19 protein-coding genes are annotated in these 16,503 nt (G+C 59.2%); 1 reads left to right on the forward strand and 18 read right to left on the reverse strand.

Annotated features, from left to right (window positions below; translation table 11 throughout):
- Positions 1 to 2 precede the first annotated feature (2 nt).
- From MTP40_RS12680 to rsxC, 5 genes are read right to left on the reverse strand one after another with little or no spacing between them, the layout of a single operon-like run.
- A complete protein-coding gene (locus tag MTP40_RS12680) occupies positions 3 to 635 on the reverse strand; it encodes an electron transport complex protein RnfA (protein ID WP_005935153.1) in 633 nt (210 codons plus the stop codon).
- 1 nt (position 636) lies between these two features.
- On the reverse strand, positions 637 to 1,302 hold the full coding sequence (rsxE, locus tag MTP40_RS12685; RefSeq protein ID WP_005935151.1) for an electron transport complex subunit RsxE: 666 nt from the start codon (positions 1,300 to 1,302) through the stop codon (positions 637 to 639).
- 16 nt (positions 1,303 to 1,318) lie between these two features.
- Complete coding sequence (locus tag MTP40_RS12690; RefSeq protein WP_005935149.1) at positions 1,319 to 1,867, reverse strand: FMN-binding protein; 549 nt, start codon at positions 1,865 to 1,867, stop codon at positions 1,319 to 1,321.
- Positions 1,864 to 2,823, reverse strand: coding sequence for an RnfABCDGE type electron transport complex subunit D (locus MTP40_RS12695; protein ID WP_249257462.1), 960 nt, complete (start codon positions 2,821 to 2,823; stop codon positions 1,864 to 1,866). The genes MTP40_RS12690 and MTP40_RS12695 overlap by 4 nt, the downstream gene beginning before the upstream one ends.
- Positions 2,823 to 4,145, reverse strand: coding sequence for an electron transport complex subunit RsxC (rsxC, locus tag MTP40_RS12700; protein ID WP_242699417.1), 1,323 nt, complete (start codon positions 4,143 to 4,145; stop codon positions 2,823 to 2,825). The genes MTP40_RS12695 and rsxC overlap by 1 nt, the downstream gene beginning before the upstream one ends.
- A 345-nt stretch (positions 4,146 to 4,490) precedes the next feature.
- On the opposite strand from rsxC, the gene MTP40_RS14445 reads away from it, so the two are divergent.
- Positions 4,491 to 4,616 carry a hypothetical protein gene (locus MTP40_RS14445; RefSeq protein ID WP_005935143.1) on the forward strand — a complete coding sequence of 42 codons (126 nt, stop codon included), beginning with the start codon at positions 4,491 to 4,493 and terminating at the stop codon, positions 4,614 to 4,616.
- Positions 4,617 to 4,708: 92 nt separating this feature from the next.
- Here MTP40_RS14445 and MTP40_RS12705 read toward each other — a convergent pair whose 3' ends face one another.
- The 13 genes from MTP40_RS12705 to MTP40_RS12765 all read right to left on the reverse strand — a co-directional run bounded on the left by MTP40_RS12705 (position 4,709) and on the right by MTP40_RS12765 (position 16,501).
- Complete coding sequence (locus MTP40_RS12705; RefSeq protein ID WP_249259489.1) at positions 4,709 to 5,215, reverse strand: hypothetical protein; 507 nt, start codon at positions 5,213 to 5,215, stop codon at positions 4,709 to 4,711.
- 22 nt (positions 5,216 to 5,237) lie between these two features.
- Positions 5,238 to 5,774, reverse strand: a complete 537-nt coding sequence (locus tag MTP40_RS12710; RefSeq protein ID WP_097773294.1) for a DUF5662 family protein — start codon at positions 5,772 to 5,774, stop codon at positions 5,238 to 5,240.
- Entirely contained in the window at positions 5,771 to 7,660 is a 1,890-nt protein-coding gene (locus MTP40_RS12715; RefSeq protein WP_249259490.1) for a glycosyltransferase family 2 protein, read from the reverse strand. Before MTP40_RS12715 ends, MTP40_RS12710 begins: the two co-directional genes overlap by 4 nt.
- 3 nt (positions 7,661 to 7,663) lie before the next feature.
- A complete protein-coding gene (locus MTP40_RS12720) occupies positions 7,664 to 8,407 on the reverse strand; it encodes an ABC transporter ATP-binding protein (RefSeq protein WP_005935135.1) in 744 nt (247 codons plus the stop codon).
- Between the two features lie 13 nt (positions 8,408 to 8,420).
- Complete coding sequence (locus MTP40_RS12725) at positions 8,421 to 9,230, reverse strand: ABC transporter permease (protein ID WP_223384331.1); 810 nt, start codon at positions 9,228 to 9,230, stop codon at positions 8,421 to 8,423.
- A gap of 6 nt (positions 9,231 to 9,236) precedes the next feature.
- Positions 9,237 to 9,803, reverse strand: a complete 567-nt coding sequence (gene rfbC, locus MTP40_RS12730) for a dTDP-4-dehydrorhamnose 3,5-epimerase (RefSeq protein WP_005935131.1) — start codon at positions 9,801 to 9,803, stop codon at positions 9,237 to 9,239.
- Between the two features lie 256 nt (positions 9,804 to 10,059).
- On the reverse strand, positions 10,060 to 11,376 hold the full coding sequence (locus MTP40_RS12735) for a D-alanyl-D-alanine carboxypeptidase family protein (RefSeq protein ID WP_249259491.1): 1,317 nt from the start codon (positions 11,374 to 11,376) through the stop codon (positions 10,060 to 10,062).
- Between the two features lie 70 nt (positions 11,377 to 11,446).
- Positions 11,447 to 12,037 carry a dipicolinate synthase subunit B gene (locus MTP40_RS12740; RefSeq protein WP_098924298.1) on the reverse strand — a complete coding sequence of 197 codons (591 nt, stop codon included), beginning with the start codon at positions 12,035 to 12,037 and terminating at the stop codon, positions 11,447 to 11,449.
- Entirely contained in the window at positions 12,034 to 12,828 is a 795-nt protein-coding gene (locus tag MTP40_RS12745) for an NAD(P)-binding domain-containing protein (protein WP_249259492.1), read from the reverse strand. Before MTP40_RS12745 ends, MTP40_RS12740 begins: the two co-directional genes overlap by 4 nt.
- 104 nt (positions 12,829 to 12,932) lie before the next feature.
- On the reverse strand, positions 12,933 to 13,844 hold the full coding sequence (locus MTP40_RS12750) for a hypothetical protein (protein ID WP_249259493.1): 912 nt from the start codon (positions 13,842 to 13,844) through the stop codon (positions 12,933 to 12,935).
- Between the two features lie 185 nt (positions 13,845 to 14,029).
- Positions 14,030 to 14,971 carry a histidine kinase dimerization/phospho-acceptor domain-containing protein gene (locus MTP40_RS12755; RefSeq protein WP_249259494.1) on the reverse strand — a complete coding sequence of 314 codons (942 nt, stop codon included), beginning with the start codon at positions 14,969 to 14,971 and terminating at the stop codon, positions 14,030 to 14,032.
- On the reverse strand, positions 14,953 to 15,633 hold the full coding sequence (locus tag MTP40_RS12760) for a response regulator transcription factor (RefSeq protein ID WP_173016470.1): 681 nt from the start codon (positions 15,631 to 15,633) through the stop codon (positions 14,953 to 14,955). Before MTP40_RS12760 ends, MTP40_RS12755 begins: the two co-directional genes overlap by 19 nt.
- Before the next feature lie 4 nt (positions 15,634 to 15,637).
- Positions 15,638 to 16,501: a TraX family protein gene (locus MTP40_RS12765; protein ID WP_249259495.1), complete on the reverse strand. Its 864-nt coding sequence runs from the start codon at positions 16,499 to 16,501 to the stop codon at positions 15,638 to 15,640.
- Between the last annotated feature and the right edge of the window lie 2 nt (positions 16,502 to 16,503).

Genomic DNA, 16,503 nt, shown 5'->3' on the forward strand with positions numbered 1-16,503 from the left:
CCTTACAGCGTCACGTTGAACAGGTTTTCGACGAGACCGCCGAAGCCCATAAAGGACAGGCTGGTGATGGCTGCTGCGATCAGGGTGATGGGCAGGCCCTTGAAGGGTGCCGGGGGATCGCAGGCTTCCACACGCTTGCGCACGCCGCTGAACATGACCATGGCCAGCATAAAGCCGACACCTGCACCCACGGCACAGACCAGAGCCTCAATGTAGGCAGCGGCAAAGCCAAGGGTAGCAACGTCTGCGCCGTAGTCGTCCACGACCAGAATGGTCACGGCCAGCACGCAGCAGTTGGTGGTGATCAGGGGCAGGTAAACGCCCAGAGAATTGTACAGTGCAACAACATACTTCTTCAGGAAGATCTCGATGAACTGCACCAGCACTGCAATGACCAGGATGAACACGATGGTCTGCAGGTAGCCCAGGTCAGCGGGGTTCAAAATGAAGATCTGGATGGGGAAGGTGACTGCCGTTGCCACCAGCATAACAAAGATAACAGCGCCGGACATACCAATGGAGGAATCCAGCTTCTTGGAAACGCCCAGGAACGGGCAGATACCGTAGAACTTCACCAGCACGTAGTTGTTCACCAGGATCATGCTGAAGAAGATCGCAGCAAGTTTGACTAACATCTTATTCTGCCTCCTTCTTCAGGTTGTCGAGGTCGCAGCAGCTCTTGCGCTCGATGCGGGCATCCAGCTTGCCTTCCAGCCAGACACAGCCGGCCATCAGCACGCCGTAGCAGAAGAATGCGCCGGGAGCCTGGGTCATAATGCTCATCTTGGCCATGCTCTCGGGCAGGACCTGGAAGCCCAGCCAGGTGCCGCTGCCCAGGATCTCACGGATGGAGGCCATCAGCACCACGGTGAGGGTGTAGCCGATGCCCATGCCGATGCCGTCCAGTGCGGAATCCACCACATTGTTCTTGCAGGCAAACATCTCGGCACGGCCCAGAATGATGCAGTTGACAACGATCAGGGGCAGGAACACGCCCAGTGCAGTGTACAGGCTGTCCATGTAGGCGTGCATCACCATCTGAACGATGGTCACGAAGCCTGCAATGATGACGATGTAGCAGGGCAGATGGACTTTAGCGGGGATCACGTTGCGCAGCAGCGAGATCAGGATGTTGGAGCACACCAGCACGAAGGTGAAGGCTGCGCCCATGCCCAGCGCGCTGGAAACTGCCGTGGTAACAGCCAGGCAGGAGCAGGTGCCCAGAACCAGACGCAGAACGGGGTTTTCTTTGATGATGCCGTTGGTAAGGATGCTTACCTTGGACTTGTTTTCGCTTGCCATTTCTTACCAACCTCCTTTATGCCAACTCGTTGTAGCAGTTGATGCAATCGTTGATGGCGGCAAACAGAGCCTTAGAGGAAATGGTTGCGCCGCTGTATGCGTCGTAGCCCTGGCCCAGGGTGATGTTCTGGGTGCCATCCATGCCATCGAACTGAGCAAGGAAGCTGTCGGTGGCAACGTTGCTGCCGATGCCCTTGGTCTGGGTAGAAGCGTCCACCCAGATGCCGGTGACAGTGCCGTTGGTGTCGAAGCCGATGATGACGGACAGGATGCCGCCGTCAAAGCCCTTTTCCTCAGCCTTGATGGCCAGGGAGCCGTCGGTGGCCTTTACAGCACCGGTGATGTTCTCGGTGGTGTAGTCGGTCACTTCCTCCAGATCGGAGGCGCTGGAAACGGTGGGCATCACGTCCACATAGGCAGCCAGCGTTGCGGCCTTCTGGTTATCCTCAATAATGGGAGCCGTAAAGGAGTTGACCATGGCCAGCAGCAGGCTGACGATCAGTGCGATCACGCTCAGCACAACAACAGGCTTTACACTGGTCTCCCAGGAAGAATTCTTATTCATTTGCCAGCACCCTCCTTTGCTTTCTTTGCAGGCTTAACATAGCCGTAAGGAGTCTGACGGGTCCAATCGTTGATAAAGGGGACCCACAGGTTCATAAACAGCAGCGCGAAGGAAACGCCCTCGGCGTAGCTGCCCCACTGACGGATGGCGAAGGTGACGATGCCCAGGCACAGGCCGTAGATCAGCTTGCCCTTCAGGGTAAAGGGGCTGGTAACGTAGTCCGTTGCCATGAACACAGCACCGAACATCAGGCCGCCGGACAGGATGCCGACCAGTGCGCCGTGCAGGCTGCCGGTGGAGATCAGGTAGAAGATAAACATGCTGCCGATGTAAGAAGCGGGGATGGCGATGCTGATGGTCTTGGTGGCCACCAGATAAATCAGGCCCAGCAGGATGGCCAGAGCGCAGGTCTCGCCCAGAACACCGCCGTGCACGCCCATGAACAGATCCAGCAGGCTCAGCTTGCTGGTGTCAGCCACAGCCAGCGGGGTAGCGCTGGACAGCTGGTCAACCGCTGCATCGGGGAACACCCAATTGTTCATGGAACCGGCAAAGCTGATGAACAGCACGATACGGCCGACCAGTGCAGGGTTTGCAAAGTTCATGCCGATGCCGCCGAACAGCTGCTTGACCACGATGATGGCAACCAGGTCGCCGATGATGAGCTGGCCGATGGGCATACCCACGGGCACATTCATGGCCAGAATGATGCCGGTGACCACAGCGGACAGGTCGCTGATGGGGTTTGCCTTCTTCAGCAGCTTGCAGTACAGCCACTCAAAGGCCACGCATGCCACAACGGACACTGCAGTGACCAGCAGGGCACGCGCACCAAAGATGATTGCAGAGGCCACCACACAGGGGCACAGGGCAACGATCACGTTGGCCATCAGGCTCTGGGTCGTTTCCTCACTGCGCAGGTGCGGGGAGGCCGAAACAATAAGCTTCGTATCCATTACTTATTGCCTCCTTTTTTGATTTCACCAAGGTAGAACGCCTTTGCCAGGCCCATCATCTGGGTGCAGGGGCGCTTTGCCGGGCAGACAAAGGTGCAGGAGCCGCAGTTGAAGCAGTAATCAACATGCAGCTTGCCCAGCTCCTGAACGTCGCGGGCTGCATAAGCCTGGTTGACCTCCACGGGCTCCAGACCCATGGGGCAGTACTCCACGCAGCGGCCGCAGCGGATGCAGGGGTTGACCTGCGGGGGCTCTGCAGCAGCGGCGCTGAGCATGATCAGGCCGGAAGTGGTCTTGGTGGTGGGGTAGCTCAGGTTCTCCACAGCGGGGCCCATCATGGCACCGCCGGCAACCACCTTGCCCAGCTCCACGCCGCCCTTGAGGCCGGCAGCGTTCAGAACATCCTCGTAGGCAGTGCCCACGGGAACGATCAGGTTCTGGGGCTTTGCGCAGGCATCGCCGTCCACGGTGATGGTGCGCTCGACCACCGGCATACCGGTAGCCAGGTACTTGCCCAGGGTAGAAACAGAGGTCACGTTCATCACGATGGCACCTGCATCTGCGGGCAGACCGCCATGCGGCACCTCGCGGCCCAGGCACTTCTCGATCAGGATCAGCTCTGCGCCGGTGCCGTAAACACTGGGCAGTGCCTTGACCTCGATGGCGGGCTTGTCTTTGGTCTTCTGGTTCAACAGCTCGATGCACTCGGGCTTGTTGTTCTCAATGCCAATGATGCACTTCGGGATGCCGGTGTACTTCAGCACGGCCTCGATGCCGCGGACGATATCATCGCTGCAGTTCAGCATCTCCTGCGTGTCGCTGGTCAGCCAGACTTCACACTCGGAAGCGTTGATGAGCAGGGTGTCCACGGTCTGCTTGGGCTGCAGCTTGACATCGGTCGGGAAGCCTGCGCCGCCCAGACCCACCAGGCCGCACTCACGCACGGCTGCCAGGAAGCTGGCCTTGTCGGTGACCTCAGGTGCCTTCACGGCAGGATCCACGGTCTGCTTGCCATCGGTCTTGATGACAACAGAGTCGCACATCCGGCCATTGGAGAGACGGAAGGGTTCCACAGCGGCCACAGTACCAGAAACACTGGAGTGGATATTTGCAGAGACAAAACCGCCTGCTTCACCGATCTTAGTGCCAACAAACACTTCGTCGCCCTTTTTGACCAGGGCTTTCGCCGGAGCGCCGATGTGCTGGCTCATCAGGATGCGTACCTGCGCGGGCAGAGGCATCGGAACTGGTTTGCTTGCAGCGGTTGCCTTGTCATGCGGCGTATGCGCGCCAAGCGCCGCACGTTTCAGCTTGTTCAACATGGAATAAATCCCCCATTCTGCTTGAATTGCCACCCCTGCCCTCATGCGGGCGCACTACGGCAGGGACAGCAGCTGCTTAACACAGTTATTGTATCATTTTACAGCCGGAAGTTCAACGACAACAGCACCAAAATGATGCAATTTCCTCATTTTTCTTTGCCATTTTTAACGATTAGTCGCATCTAACTAATTGTTTTTTTATTAACAACCACCAACTTCACGCAACTTTACTGCCGTTTGCCTTTCTGCCGGGATTATGGTATACTGTTGCTAATAACCCTGCGGAACGTCCCCTGCTCCGCATTTGAACGACCGGGCCATGCCCGCCAAGGAGGATCGGATACCATGAAAGTTCTCAAAGCTCTGCTTGCCATCTTCACGTTCTTAGCCGCCGCACTCACCTGCACGCTTCTCTTTGTGCAGGACAGAAACGCCCCCCACTATATTAAGATCTACGAGAACGAGCAGTAAGCAGTTTCTCTGACACAAAAGCCCCCGGAAAGCGGTTCGCGCCGCTTCCGGGGGCTTTTTATGCGTTATGCTGTTTTGGCGTTGTGTGATGCTCAGTTCACGTCGAACAGGCAGACCGCCTGATAGACAGTGCCGTTAGAAGTGGGAACGTATGCAACGCCGATCTTTTCAGCCAGATTGAATGCGCTCTCGTCCTTGAACAGAGAATCATATTTGAAGCTGGTTCTGGTAGCCGGATTATAGTTGGCCTGCGCTGCAAGCGGAGTTGTATCCTTGGTCAGACCAACCACGATCTTGACATTGCCCAGCTCTGCCGTGATCTTATCATAATTCTCACGATACTTTGTATTGCTGCCGTCATTACGCCATTCCAGCCAGTTTTCCAGCAATGCCTTGGTCACAGCACTGTATTTTGCACTGTATTCGACCTGACCCAGGCCCTTATTAGCTGCGGTATTATTGATCGTCATAACCACTTCGACCGTGCCATCGTCCGGCATGATCTTATCCGAGTCGGTGGTGCCGTCGCAGGCGGTCAGCATTGCCAGTGCCAGAACACCGGCCAGAACAAGTGCCAGAACTTTTTTGAAACGTTTCATTGCAATGCCTCCTTGATGTTATTTAATCGTTATCTTCACACCCGAGCAGAAATCTTATGTAGGCAAAGGTGCGCTCCTGCCCCAGATCCCGGACCATCAGCAGCAGCTTTTCCAGCAGCGCCCTTGTTTCGGGATGGAGCAGATAGTGATCCTTGCTCTTTTCATAATACTGCCACGGGGATGCGTCGGTGTACTTGTCGCCCAGATAGATCTGGCTGGCCGCCACGCGGTCGCAGACCATCTCGCAGACATAGCGCAGGGGCATTTTCATGCCGCCCAGGCCGGATTTGTTGGTTGTGTAGTCGATCCAGTATTCCAGATGGTGCTTGTTGCGGCCCTTATGGTGGAGCCATGCCGAGGAATAGCCCCGGGCGGCCCGCTCTGCCTCGTTGGGGCTGTGGTCGCCCTGATAGTAGATGCAGCCCGGGATGAACTCGGTGGGGCTGTACTTGCTCAGGTCATGGGTCAGGCCCTGCTGATAAAGGCCGCATTCAAAGCAATACTTCATCACCAGCAGTTTATGCCGGGTGATGGTCTCAAAGTGTCCCTTGATGTTCATTGGAGGGTACCTCCCCGGAATCTTACCGTTACCCTGCCCTCTTTCAACCTGCGCAGATCGTCGCTCTCCGAAAAATCCTCCCGGTCGCGGGTCAGGTTGGGGTTGTAGTAGGGGTCATCCAGAATGTTTTCCTTGCCGTGGATGGTGTAGAGCCGCTGCTGCTCCGCCGCAAAGCGGGCCGCCTTGACGGGGTCTTTTTCATCCCCGCCCCGGCTCTTGCTCTCATAGTGGATGAGCTCAGCGTAGGGGGTCCAGGCAATGCGGTAGCCCGCATCCCGCACCCGCAGGCAGAAGTCCACATCGTTGAAGGCCACGGCGAACTGCTCGTCCAGCCCGTGCATCTCGTCATAGACGGCGGTCTTTACCAGCAGGCAGGCACCGGTCACACCGGAGAAGTCCTGCACGGTAGAGGTGCGGAACAGATAGCCGCTGCCGCCCTTCTTCTTATACTTGTGGCTGTGGCCCGCGTAGCCGCCCAGACCCGTCACGATCCCTGCGTGCTGGATGGTCTCATCCGGGTACCAGAGCATGGCACCGCAGATCGCCGCACCGCCGGGGTGGGCGCACTGCCGGAGCAGCTCCGTGAGCCAGTCGCCGTTTGCCACTTCCACATCGTTGTTGAGCAGCAGCAGGTAGTCGCCCTCTGCCGCTTTCCGGCCAAAGTTGTTGATGGCCGAGAAGTTGAAGCCCTTGTCCGGGTAGGTGACCACCTTCAGGCCATCGTACCGCTGCCGGGCCTTCTCGTAATAGGCAAAGGTGGCCGTGTCTGTGGAGTTGTTCTCGATGACGATGACCTCGAACCGGTCCCAGGTGGTCTTTTTCCAGATGCTCTGCAGGCACTTTTCCAGATCCTCGGTGTGATCCTTGTTGGGGATGAGGATGCTCACCTTCGGCTTCCCCACAATGTCCCACCTGACCCGATAGGTACTGGGGTACAGGCCATCCTCTATGGTACCGGTGCGGCCGGTGCGCTCCAGATGGTCGGCCAGCGCCTTTTTTGCCGCTTTGGCAACGTAAGGCTTGGCATCGGTGCCGCCGGAGGTCGAGCCTTCGTGCACCCGCCAGTAGTAGAGCACCTGCGGCACATGGGCCGCGCCGCCCACCTGCTCAATGAGCCGGAGGAAAAGGTCGTGGTCCTGACTGCCATCACATTCGGGGCGTTCCCCGCCTACCTGCTCGAACAGCTCCCGCCGGAACACGGCCAGATGGCAGATGTAGTTGCAGCAGAGCAGGTAATCCGGGGCGTAATCGGGCTTAAAGTGGGCCACCAGCGGCTTTTCGATCTTTTTGGTGAAGAGGGCCTCGTCGCTGTACAGGAAGCCGTCCGGCTCCCCTGCCTCACGCAGCTGCCGGATCGCCTGACCCATGGTATACATGGCGTGGGGCGCAAGGATGTCATCGTGGTCGGCCAGCGCCAGATATTCCCCCGATGCCAGTTCAGCGGCGGCGTTGGTGTTGGCCGCAATGCCCTTGTTTTCGATCTTTTTGTATACGATGTGTTGATATTTTGCCTGATAGTCCCTTACAATATCTTTCACACTGCTGTGGGCGGCATCGGAGGCATCCGCCAGGCAGAGCTCACCATTGGGGGCGGTCTGGTTCACGAAGGAATCCAGAAACTGCCGCAGAAACACCTCAGGAGTATTATACAACGGTGTCAACACGGAAATCGTCGAAAGTTGGCAGTTTTCAAAATTTTTTCCTGCCATTTCGGCTCTCTGGGCTTCCAGCACCTTTTTGGCGGGCAGGTAGCGGGCCTTTTTGCCAAAGCACCGCCGCCTGACAAAGCCCGCGCCCCGGGCCAGCATAGTGCCCAGACCCTCGTCCTTTGTCAGCTGCACCGCATAGCCTGCCAGCTCTCTGGCACGTTTCAATCGCACATTCATGGCTCAGGCCTCGCCGCGCTGGGTGGCCTTGTAGGCCGCGCAGACTGTCTCGGTATCGCCGTTCATTTTCAGGTGGCCGTGGCTCAGCCATGCCACCTTGCTGCACATCCGCTCGATCTGCTCGATGGAGTGGGATACCAGAATGACGGTGGTGCCGCCTGCCATCAGCTCCTTCATCCGCTTTTCGCATTTCTGCTGGAACAGGAAGTCGCCCACCGAGAGCACCTCGTCCGCGATCAGGATATCGGGCTTGGTGATGGTGGCAATGGCAAAGCCGATGCGGGCCACCATGCCGGAGGAGTAGTTTTTCAGCGGCACATCCAGAAAGTTCTGCAGCTCGCTGAACTCCACGATCTCGTCGAACTTCTCGTCCAGATACTTGGGCGAGAACCCCAGCACCGTGCCGTTGAGGTAGATGTTCTCCCGGGCGGTCAGGTCCATATCAAAGCCCGCACCCAGCTCGATGAGCGGGGCGATGGTGCCGTTGACGGTGACCTTGCCCTTGGTGGGCTTGTACACGCCCGCAATGGTCTTGAGCAGGGTGGATTTGCCCGAGCCGTTCAGGCCCACCAGACCGTAAAAATCGCCGGGCATGATGTCCAGGCTCACGTCCTTCAGGGCGTAAAACTCGTCGTACTGCAGGCGGCCCTGCACCATGGCCAGCAGATATTCCTTCAGGCTCTCGTGCTTTTCGGTGGAGAGGTTGAAGCACATGGACACGTTGTCCACTTTGATGATCGGTTCCATTCTTCTCCCCTCCTTAAATATGCAGCACAAAACGATCCTGCGTTTTGCGGAACATGTGCACGCCCACCCACATGGAGACCACTGCGCAGATGCCGCAGACCGCAAACATGTTGAGATCCAGCGGGATGCCCCACATCAGGGTGCGGCGGAAGCCGGTGATATACCAGTACATGGGGTTCAGCTTGATGATCTGCTGCATGTTGAACCCGCCGATGGAAAAGGTCATCTGGGTGGGGTCATAGAAGATGGCGGAGAAGTAGAGCAGCGCCGTGATGAACACGCTCCAGATGTGCATGATGTCCCGGAAGAACACCGTTGCCGCCGCCAGGAACAGACCCACCCCCAGGCTGAAGAAGAAGAGGGTGATGAGCGGGTAGAGCGCTTCCAGAAGGGTCAGGTGGAAAGGCGCACCGGTAAAGATCATCACCAGCAGCAGGGCCACAAAGCTGAACACGCAGTTCACCATGGCAAAGCAGCACTTTTCCAGCGGGAAGATATACTTGGGGATATACACCTTTTTCAGCAGGGGGGCGGCGCTGAGCACGCTGCTCATGCTGGAGGAGGTGGCCTCGTTGAAGAAGTTGAAGAGCAGCTGACCGCACATCAGGAACACCGGGAAGTTGTCGATGCCGCTGCCCCGCATATCCATCAGGCTGCTGAACACAGCCCAGTAGACCAGGCACATCAGCAGGGGGTTCAGCACGCTCCACAGCACACCCAGCACGCTGCGGCGGTATTTCAGCTTGAAATCACGGCTGACCAGATTCCACAGCAGATAGCGGTAGCGCCAGAAGCCGTTGAACATTCCTTTCAGTTTCGCCACGGGCTATCACCACTTTTCAAAGAATTCAAACTTCTGGGCTGCAAAGGGCTCATGCAGCTTGTCCTTTGCGCTGGTCTTGTGCTCACAGCCGCAGTCGGGCCACTGCACGTTCACGGTGGGGTCATCGTAGGGGATGCCGCCCTCGCTGGTGGGGTCATAGACATCGGTGCACTTGTAGCAGAACTCGGCCACATCGCTCAGCACCAGGAAGCCGTGGGCAAAGCCCTCGGGGATATAGAACATCTTCTTGTTCTCCTCGCTCAGGGTCACGCCCACCCACTTGCCAAAGGTGGCGCTGTGGGGGCGGCAGTCCACGGCAACATCATAGACCTCGCCCTTGGTCACACGCACCAGCTTGCCCTGGGTGTGGTTCTTCTGGAAATGCAGGCCGCGCAGCACGCCGCGGGTGGAGCGGCTCTGGTTGTCCTGCACGAACTCCTTGTCGATGCCGGCAGCAGCAAACTGATCCTTCTGGTAGGTCTCCATAAAATAACCGCGGTCATCACCGAACACCTGCGGCTCAATGACCACAACACCAGGGATCTCGGTCTCAGTAAACGTAAACTTGCCCATATTTCTTTTTCCTCTCTGTTTTCTTTCAGAAAATTTTGTCTGTTTGTAGTATATGGAAAAGTCCTTGCGGGCTTTTGCGCGATTTTCAGACGGCTCGTTGCCTGTCAAGCCCACCCTCTCCGTCAGCGCTGCGCGCTGCCACCTCTCCCAAAGGGAGAGGCAACGCATCTCCTGGATCCAGCTGCTGCTGACCATGAGCTGCTATCGGCTCTCCCTTCGGGAGAGCTGGCGCAAAGCGCCTGAGAGGGCGAGGCCGTCAATGTCTCGCCTTCCGTTTCCTGCGGAGCTTCGCCCTCAGCCGCACCACGCCGAACGCCGCAAGGGCGGCCAGCACGGTGGCACCGACCGAGATGGCCAGCAGGCCGCCTGCGATCCTCTTCGGCCCCACATCCCGGGAGGCGGGCAGGGTGGCGTTGGCGCTCTTGGCCAGCAGCTCCTCCAGCCCGGTCACAGCGGCAGGCACCCGGACGCTGGCCGTTTCCTGTACGTCCCGCCCATGAATGGTATACACCGCATACACCGCCGGGTCAACCCCCAAGAGGTATCGTTCAGGCAGTTCCAGCGTGACCGACACATCCGCAGCGGTCAGGCCGTCGGCCAGCAGCAGCTTCACGCCCGGGTCAGAAACCGTCACCGTGCCCAGCGTGCTGCCGCCGCCCGCCACTTCCAGCTCCCCGGTCACGCCCTGGGCAGGGATCTCGGTGTAGCCGGTATAGCGGGCAAAGGCATCGTCCAGCAGGGTGCGGACATCGTTGTATTTGTCGGTCTTGATCTGGCTCTGCATGGTCACGCAGATCAGCCGCACGCCGTTCTGCTCCGCCAGGCAGACGTAGCTGTACCGGGCAATGTTGGTGTAGCCGATCTTGGAGCCCAGGATGGCCGGGATATAGTACCGGCTGGAGCCCACCCGCATTTTATCCTGCTGGTGGAAGTACCGGGTCACGGGCTGGACATTGGTCGGGCCCATGGTGTACATCTCGTTCCGGGTAAACAGGGTCTCGAACCCGGGCTGGGTCAGCGCCCAGCGCAGGATCTGCGCCATGTCATAGCAGCTGGTGTAGTGGTCCTCATCGCTGATGCCGTGGGGGTTGGCAAAGTGGGTGTGTTCCAGCCCCATCTCCTTTGCCTGCGCGTTCATGGCGGCCACACCGCCCTCAATGGAGCCGCCGCCGAAGTATTCGGCCAGCAGGTTGGCCCCATCGTTGGCACTGGCCATCATGGTGGCATACAGGGCATCGGTCAGGGGCACTTCCTCCCCTTCCTGCAGGGCGATATGGCTGGAATCGGTGCCCGCCAGCGAGTAGACATCCTCGTGGCTGACCGTCAGCTTGACATTGTCCCACTTGCCCTGGGCCTTTTCACAGGCAAGGCCCAGCGTCATCACCTTGGTGATGGATGCCGGGTGCAGTTCCTCGTTCATGTTCTGCTGGGCCAGCACCAGACCGGTGTCGGCATCGATGATGCAGTACGCTTCCGTAGCCGTCAGTGCAGGCCCGGCAGCTGCCGCGCCCGGCGCAAACGCCGCCAGTGCGGTCAAAAGCACCGCACACAGCATGGCGATGTGTTTTTTCATTCCAGTTCCTCTATCTCAAGATATTATAATATAGTATACCACATTTTTATCCCTCTGAAAAGAGAAACCCTCAGTTCCACTCCCGGAGCACCGGCTGCAGCTGCTGACCGTGCAGGGCAGCCTCCAGTGCAGCGGGCAGCAGGGTGAGATCCGCCTTCAGGCTCTGGGGTTTCTGCGCTGCATCGTCCTGTCCGTAGGGCACAAAGTAATAGTGCTTGCGCTGCATCAGCCGGGCGATGTTCTCCCCGGAAGCCCCCAGCCCATCGTTGGTGGAGACGGCCAGCAGCACCGGGCACCCGACCCGCAGCAGGCTTTTTGCTGCCAGCGTGACCGGCGTGTCGGAAAGGCCCGCCGCCAGCCGGGCCAGTGTGGTGCCGGTGCAGGGGGCCACCACCAGTGCCCGGGCCAGCTGCCGCGGCCCCAGCGGCTCCACATCCTGCAGGGTATCCAGCACCCTGTGGCCGGTCAGGGTCTCCAGCCGCGCCTTCCACTCATCCGCCCGGCCAAAGCGGGTGTTCAGGCCGGAGGCCGCATAGCTCATCACCGGCAACAGCTCCCAGCCCTGCCGCACCAGCTGTTCAGCCTGAGCCACCGCCGCGCCCAGCGTGCAGAAGCTCCCGCAGACCGCAAACGCCACTGTCCCGCGCAATTGCCTTTTCATGGTGTTCCCTCCCTTTCCGCCAGGATCTCACAGACCGTCCAGGCCAGAGCCTCGCCCGCCGTTTCGGGGGCGCAGGCCGTGGGCAGGCTCAGGGCATGGATGGCCCGGTGCCCCAGCCGCCGGGCTGCGGCAAAGTCAGTGCCGCCCGGCTTGGATGCCAGATCCACGATCAGGCTCCCGGGCCGCAGGGCTGCCAGCACGGCTTCTGTCAGAACAGGGGCCGGGATGGTATTCACCACCGTGTCAAAGGCCGGAGCGGCCTGTTCCAGCCGGGCCAGATCTACGGCCCGCAGGCTGAAACTCTCCGCCAGTGCCCGCTGGGCCGGCCGCCGCGCGGCCACCGTCACCTGTGCGCCCAGTGCCGCCAGCCGTACCCCAAGCGCCTGCCCCACCGGCCCAAAACCGGCCAGCAGAATGGCGCTGTTCCAGAGCGTCCGCGTCCGCTCCGCCATCAGGATGCCGATGCAGCCCTCTGCTGTCGGGATGGCGTTGCAGAGGATCAGTTCCTCCCGGGCAAAGTAGTCCATCAGCTCCACGCCCGCCTCCGCCGCGATCTGCCTTGCCTGCGCCGAGAGCTTTCCACCCAGCGCCAGCGCCCCCGGTTTTGCGGCCCGCAGCAGCTCCGCCAGCGGGGTGCGGCTCTCGTCCAGCGGCAGCGGCAGTAAGATGTAATCGGCCAGCGCCGTCTGCTCCGGCCCGCCCACTGCAAACCCGGCACGGGCTAGCGCCCGGCCTGCCGCCGCCAGCCGCGGGTCCGTTCCGATCACCGCAAATCGTCTTTGTCCGTCCATTCCCGGCCCCTCCTCCCCATGGTCTGCGTCATCCTATGCCCATGGAGCGCCGGGTGTGAAAAAGCCGCCGCTCTCCGTCAGGAAAGCAGCGGCGATCTGTTTTTTTATGATATCGGCTTTTCGGTCAGAGCGGCGGCAGAAATTGCCTCCGGCTCCTCCATGTTTCGCGTCCGCTCCACGGCCTCACGCATCCGCGGCAGCTGGACGGCTTCATCAAAATCCGCATATCCCTTTGCGTAGGCAGGCACCATCTCCAACCGGTATTCTGCACTTGCAACGCTCCATTCCCGGATAGAAAAGTGCTCCGGCGGAAAATTCAGCCAGTTTCCACTCTCTCCAAACTGCGAGACCGTGTCCACCTGAATGCGGAACAGATTCTTCGCATAGTAAGCGGTCGTTGCGATATTTTTCCGGTAGAGCTTCTGCAGATCCTTTTCCCGGCTCGTCGCCTTGCAATACGTCACAAATCGGGTGTCTGCCATCCGCTCTCTGGCTTCCAGCAGGCTCAGGATCGTGCCCTGCTCATCTACCAGATACCCGTTGGTCGTTGGGTCCAGCATATACCACTTTTCCTGCGACCGGTCGTAGATCTCCGTGACAACGTGACAATCAAAATCGAAGGGAGAATAGGGCAGGAAGCGCACACGCCGTGCGTAGATTCCCAGTGCCAGACAGACCTCCTCCAGAATTTTAGCCTTATTCAGGCAGTTGATGCCCTGTTCCGGTTTATCCAGACTGTAATCCAAAAGCGCCAGGGCGTTGCAGTCCACATGGCCGTCGTACCACGGGCTGTGCGTCAGCTTAGGCGAGAGGTATTTCAGCACCCGAATTGCCCGCTGCAGGTCCGTGCCTTTTCCTGCAATTTTCTCAATGGGATACTTTTTCAGGAGGTCGGCATACTCCGGGCAGTCCATGCGATATTCCACCGCCGTGCTCTTTCCCGGTTGAAAGCTCCGATTGTTCCGCAGGATTCCACGGTAAACATTGTAAAGGACTTCTGTCTCTTCAAAATTCATTGTTTTTCCCCTCTCTTTTTTGGATAGACGAACGAATGGCCGTAAGTGTTCATTTTTCCCTCTATTTTCAGACCCTATCGTTTTTTATGATACCACGGTTTCCCTGCTCATGCAATGCAAAATGCCCGGCCATGCGGGCGTTCCCACACAGCCGGGCGGCTTCCTTTTTCATCATTCAGGTCTGCTCAGGGCCGCTTATACTTCAGCGGTGTCTGCACCTGAGCGCGGATCTTGAGCAGATAGGTCCGGGTCTGCTCGGTGCCCCGCAGGATGGCCTCCACCTGTTCCCGCTGCTCCGGGGTCAGGGCCTCGTCCTCGGCCAGCAGGTCGGCGTTGCCCTCAATGACGGCCAGCGGCGTTTTGAGCTCATGGGAAAGCTGGATGATCTGCTCCCGCTGCTGCTGCTCCATTTTCCATTGGGCCTGCAGGCTGGCCGTCAGCTCCTGCCCCATGGTCTGCAGGGCAGCCAGTGTCTCGGCGTATTCCCGCACCTGCGCCCCGGAAAAATCGATCTCTTCCACGCCCTTTTTCTCAGCCACCTGCCGGGAGACCTCGGTCAGGCGGGCCGTCTCCCGGGCCAGAAACCTTCTGGAGCGGTGGGTGCTCCATACCACCGCTCCCACCAGCAGCAGAATGCCCAGAATGCAGTGCACCGTCTGCACATCTGGCAGCTTTCCCCGCAGCGCAGGGGCGGCGTAGGGCACGGCATAGTCAAATTGCAGCAGACAGACCGTTCCGTCCTGCAATTTTGATGTCATATAATACTGTGTGTATCCAAAATGCCAGCGGGTTTTCCCCTGCCGGTTCTCCATTGCCCGCTGCAAGTGCCCGGCATCCATGTTGGTGGCCAGCACCTCGCTGCTGTCCGGCGCGGCAAACAGGGCGTAACGGCACAAGGAGTCCAGCTGGGTCTCATCAAAGGTGGCGGCAGTCATGCCCGGCAAAACGTCCTGTGCAGCCTTCTGGCAGGCCTGCGCGGCCTGATTGGCCGGGAGCGCCAGCCCGCTGTTGATGACGCACATCAGCGCCGCAAACCACAACAGCAGCACCAGCACACAGCAAAAGACGGTCTGCACCAGATATCGCAGCAGTACGCCTCGCAGGGAAATCAGCCCTCGTTTTTCCATTGATATCCCACTCCCCAGATGGTTTTCAGCAGTGTTTCCGGCTCTGCTACCCCCGCCGCCCGGAGCTTTGCCCGGATATTTTTGATGTGCTGTGTCACGGCGGTGTCGTCCGCAGTGCCGTCAATACCAAAAACCGCTTCGTAAATTTGCTCCTTGGTAAAGGTCTGCCCGGCGTGCAGCGCCAGATACTCGCAGATGGCATACTCCGAGCGGGTCAGCGGCAGAGGAGTTTCTCCCACCGCCGCCTCCCGCGCGGACAGGTCAAAACTGACCCCGCCGCGCACCAGCCGATGCACCGGGGTGCGGTTCTGCCGCCGCAGATGCGCCGCCACCCGGGCGCGCAGCTCTGCCACCCGGAAGGGCTTGGACAAAAAGTCGTCTGCCCCAATGCCCAGCCCCTCCAGAACAGACGCTTCGTCTGTCCGGGCCGTCAGAAACAGAATGGGGGCATCGGTCAGGCCCCGGATGCGGCGGCAGACGGCAAAGCCATCCTCCCCGGGCATCATCACATCCAGCAGGATGCAGTCCGCCCAATGACAGAGTTGTTCGGTAAGCTCCGCGCCGGAGAGCCGCGTTTCCACCCGGTGGCCGTCCCGCTCCAAGGCAGTGCGGATCAGCTTGCAGAGTTCTATATTGTCATCCACTGCCAGAATATTTGCCACAAGATCACCTCAAAGCGTTATAAACAAGGCAGGATGCCCCATACAGCAAATACACATGGGCCGGGTAGAACCAGTAGAACAGCTGCTTGTGTCCGCTGCCACGCTGCCCGTTGTACAGCAGCATCAGCAGCACCGCCGCCACCCCGAACCACTCATAATTGTTGGTGAACATCTGGGTCCAGACAAAGCCCTCCTGCCGGCAAGCCATCCCGAAGGTCAGCACAAAATCACACAGGAAGATCACCAGTGCCCATACCGTCAGCTGCACTTTGCGCCGTCCACGCAATGCATACAGCAGCGCACCGCCCAGCAGAAAGCTCCAGCTGCCGTCTGTGATGCTGGTCCACAGGGGCAGCGGGCTGGTGATGACAAACGCCACCACCGTGGAAGCCCACGGCATCTGCTGGATCTGGGGGAAAGCGCTCAGGAACGCCACCATCACAAACGGCCAGCCAGCCACCGCCGCGATGGCCGCCACGCCCCTGACCCATTTCTTTTCCCGGAGCCAGTCGATGCCCTGCCAGACGATGCACAGCAGCATCAGATCCTGAAAAATAGCGTTCAGCGGGTAGAAGCCATCCCCGCGCCGGAAGGCTTTGGCGTAGATCATAAAAAATTCCAGCGCTGCCATGGCCGTTCCGATACCCCAGATGCGGATAAAATACCGCCTGCGGTCATGGGTGTGGGCAAAGCCCTCCACCGTGCAGAACAAAAACAGCGGCGCACTGAGCCGCCCCAGCATACTGAACACCGTTGGGATGCAGCCGGTGAACTCGAAGAAATAATGAATGTGATCCAGCACCATCAGCGCCAGTGCAATGGTCTTGAGCTGGGTACCGTCCAGCCCGTTTTTCAATTTTGTCAGCATAC

It is taken from the genome of Faecalibacterium sp. IP-3-29 (assembly GCF_023347335.1).
Classification (GTDB): domain Bacteria; phylum Bacillota; class Clostridia; order Oscillospirales; family Ruminococcaceae; genus Faecalibacterium; species Faecalibacterium duncaniae.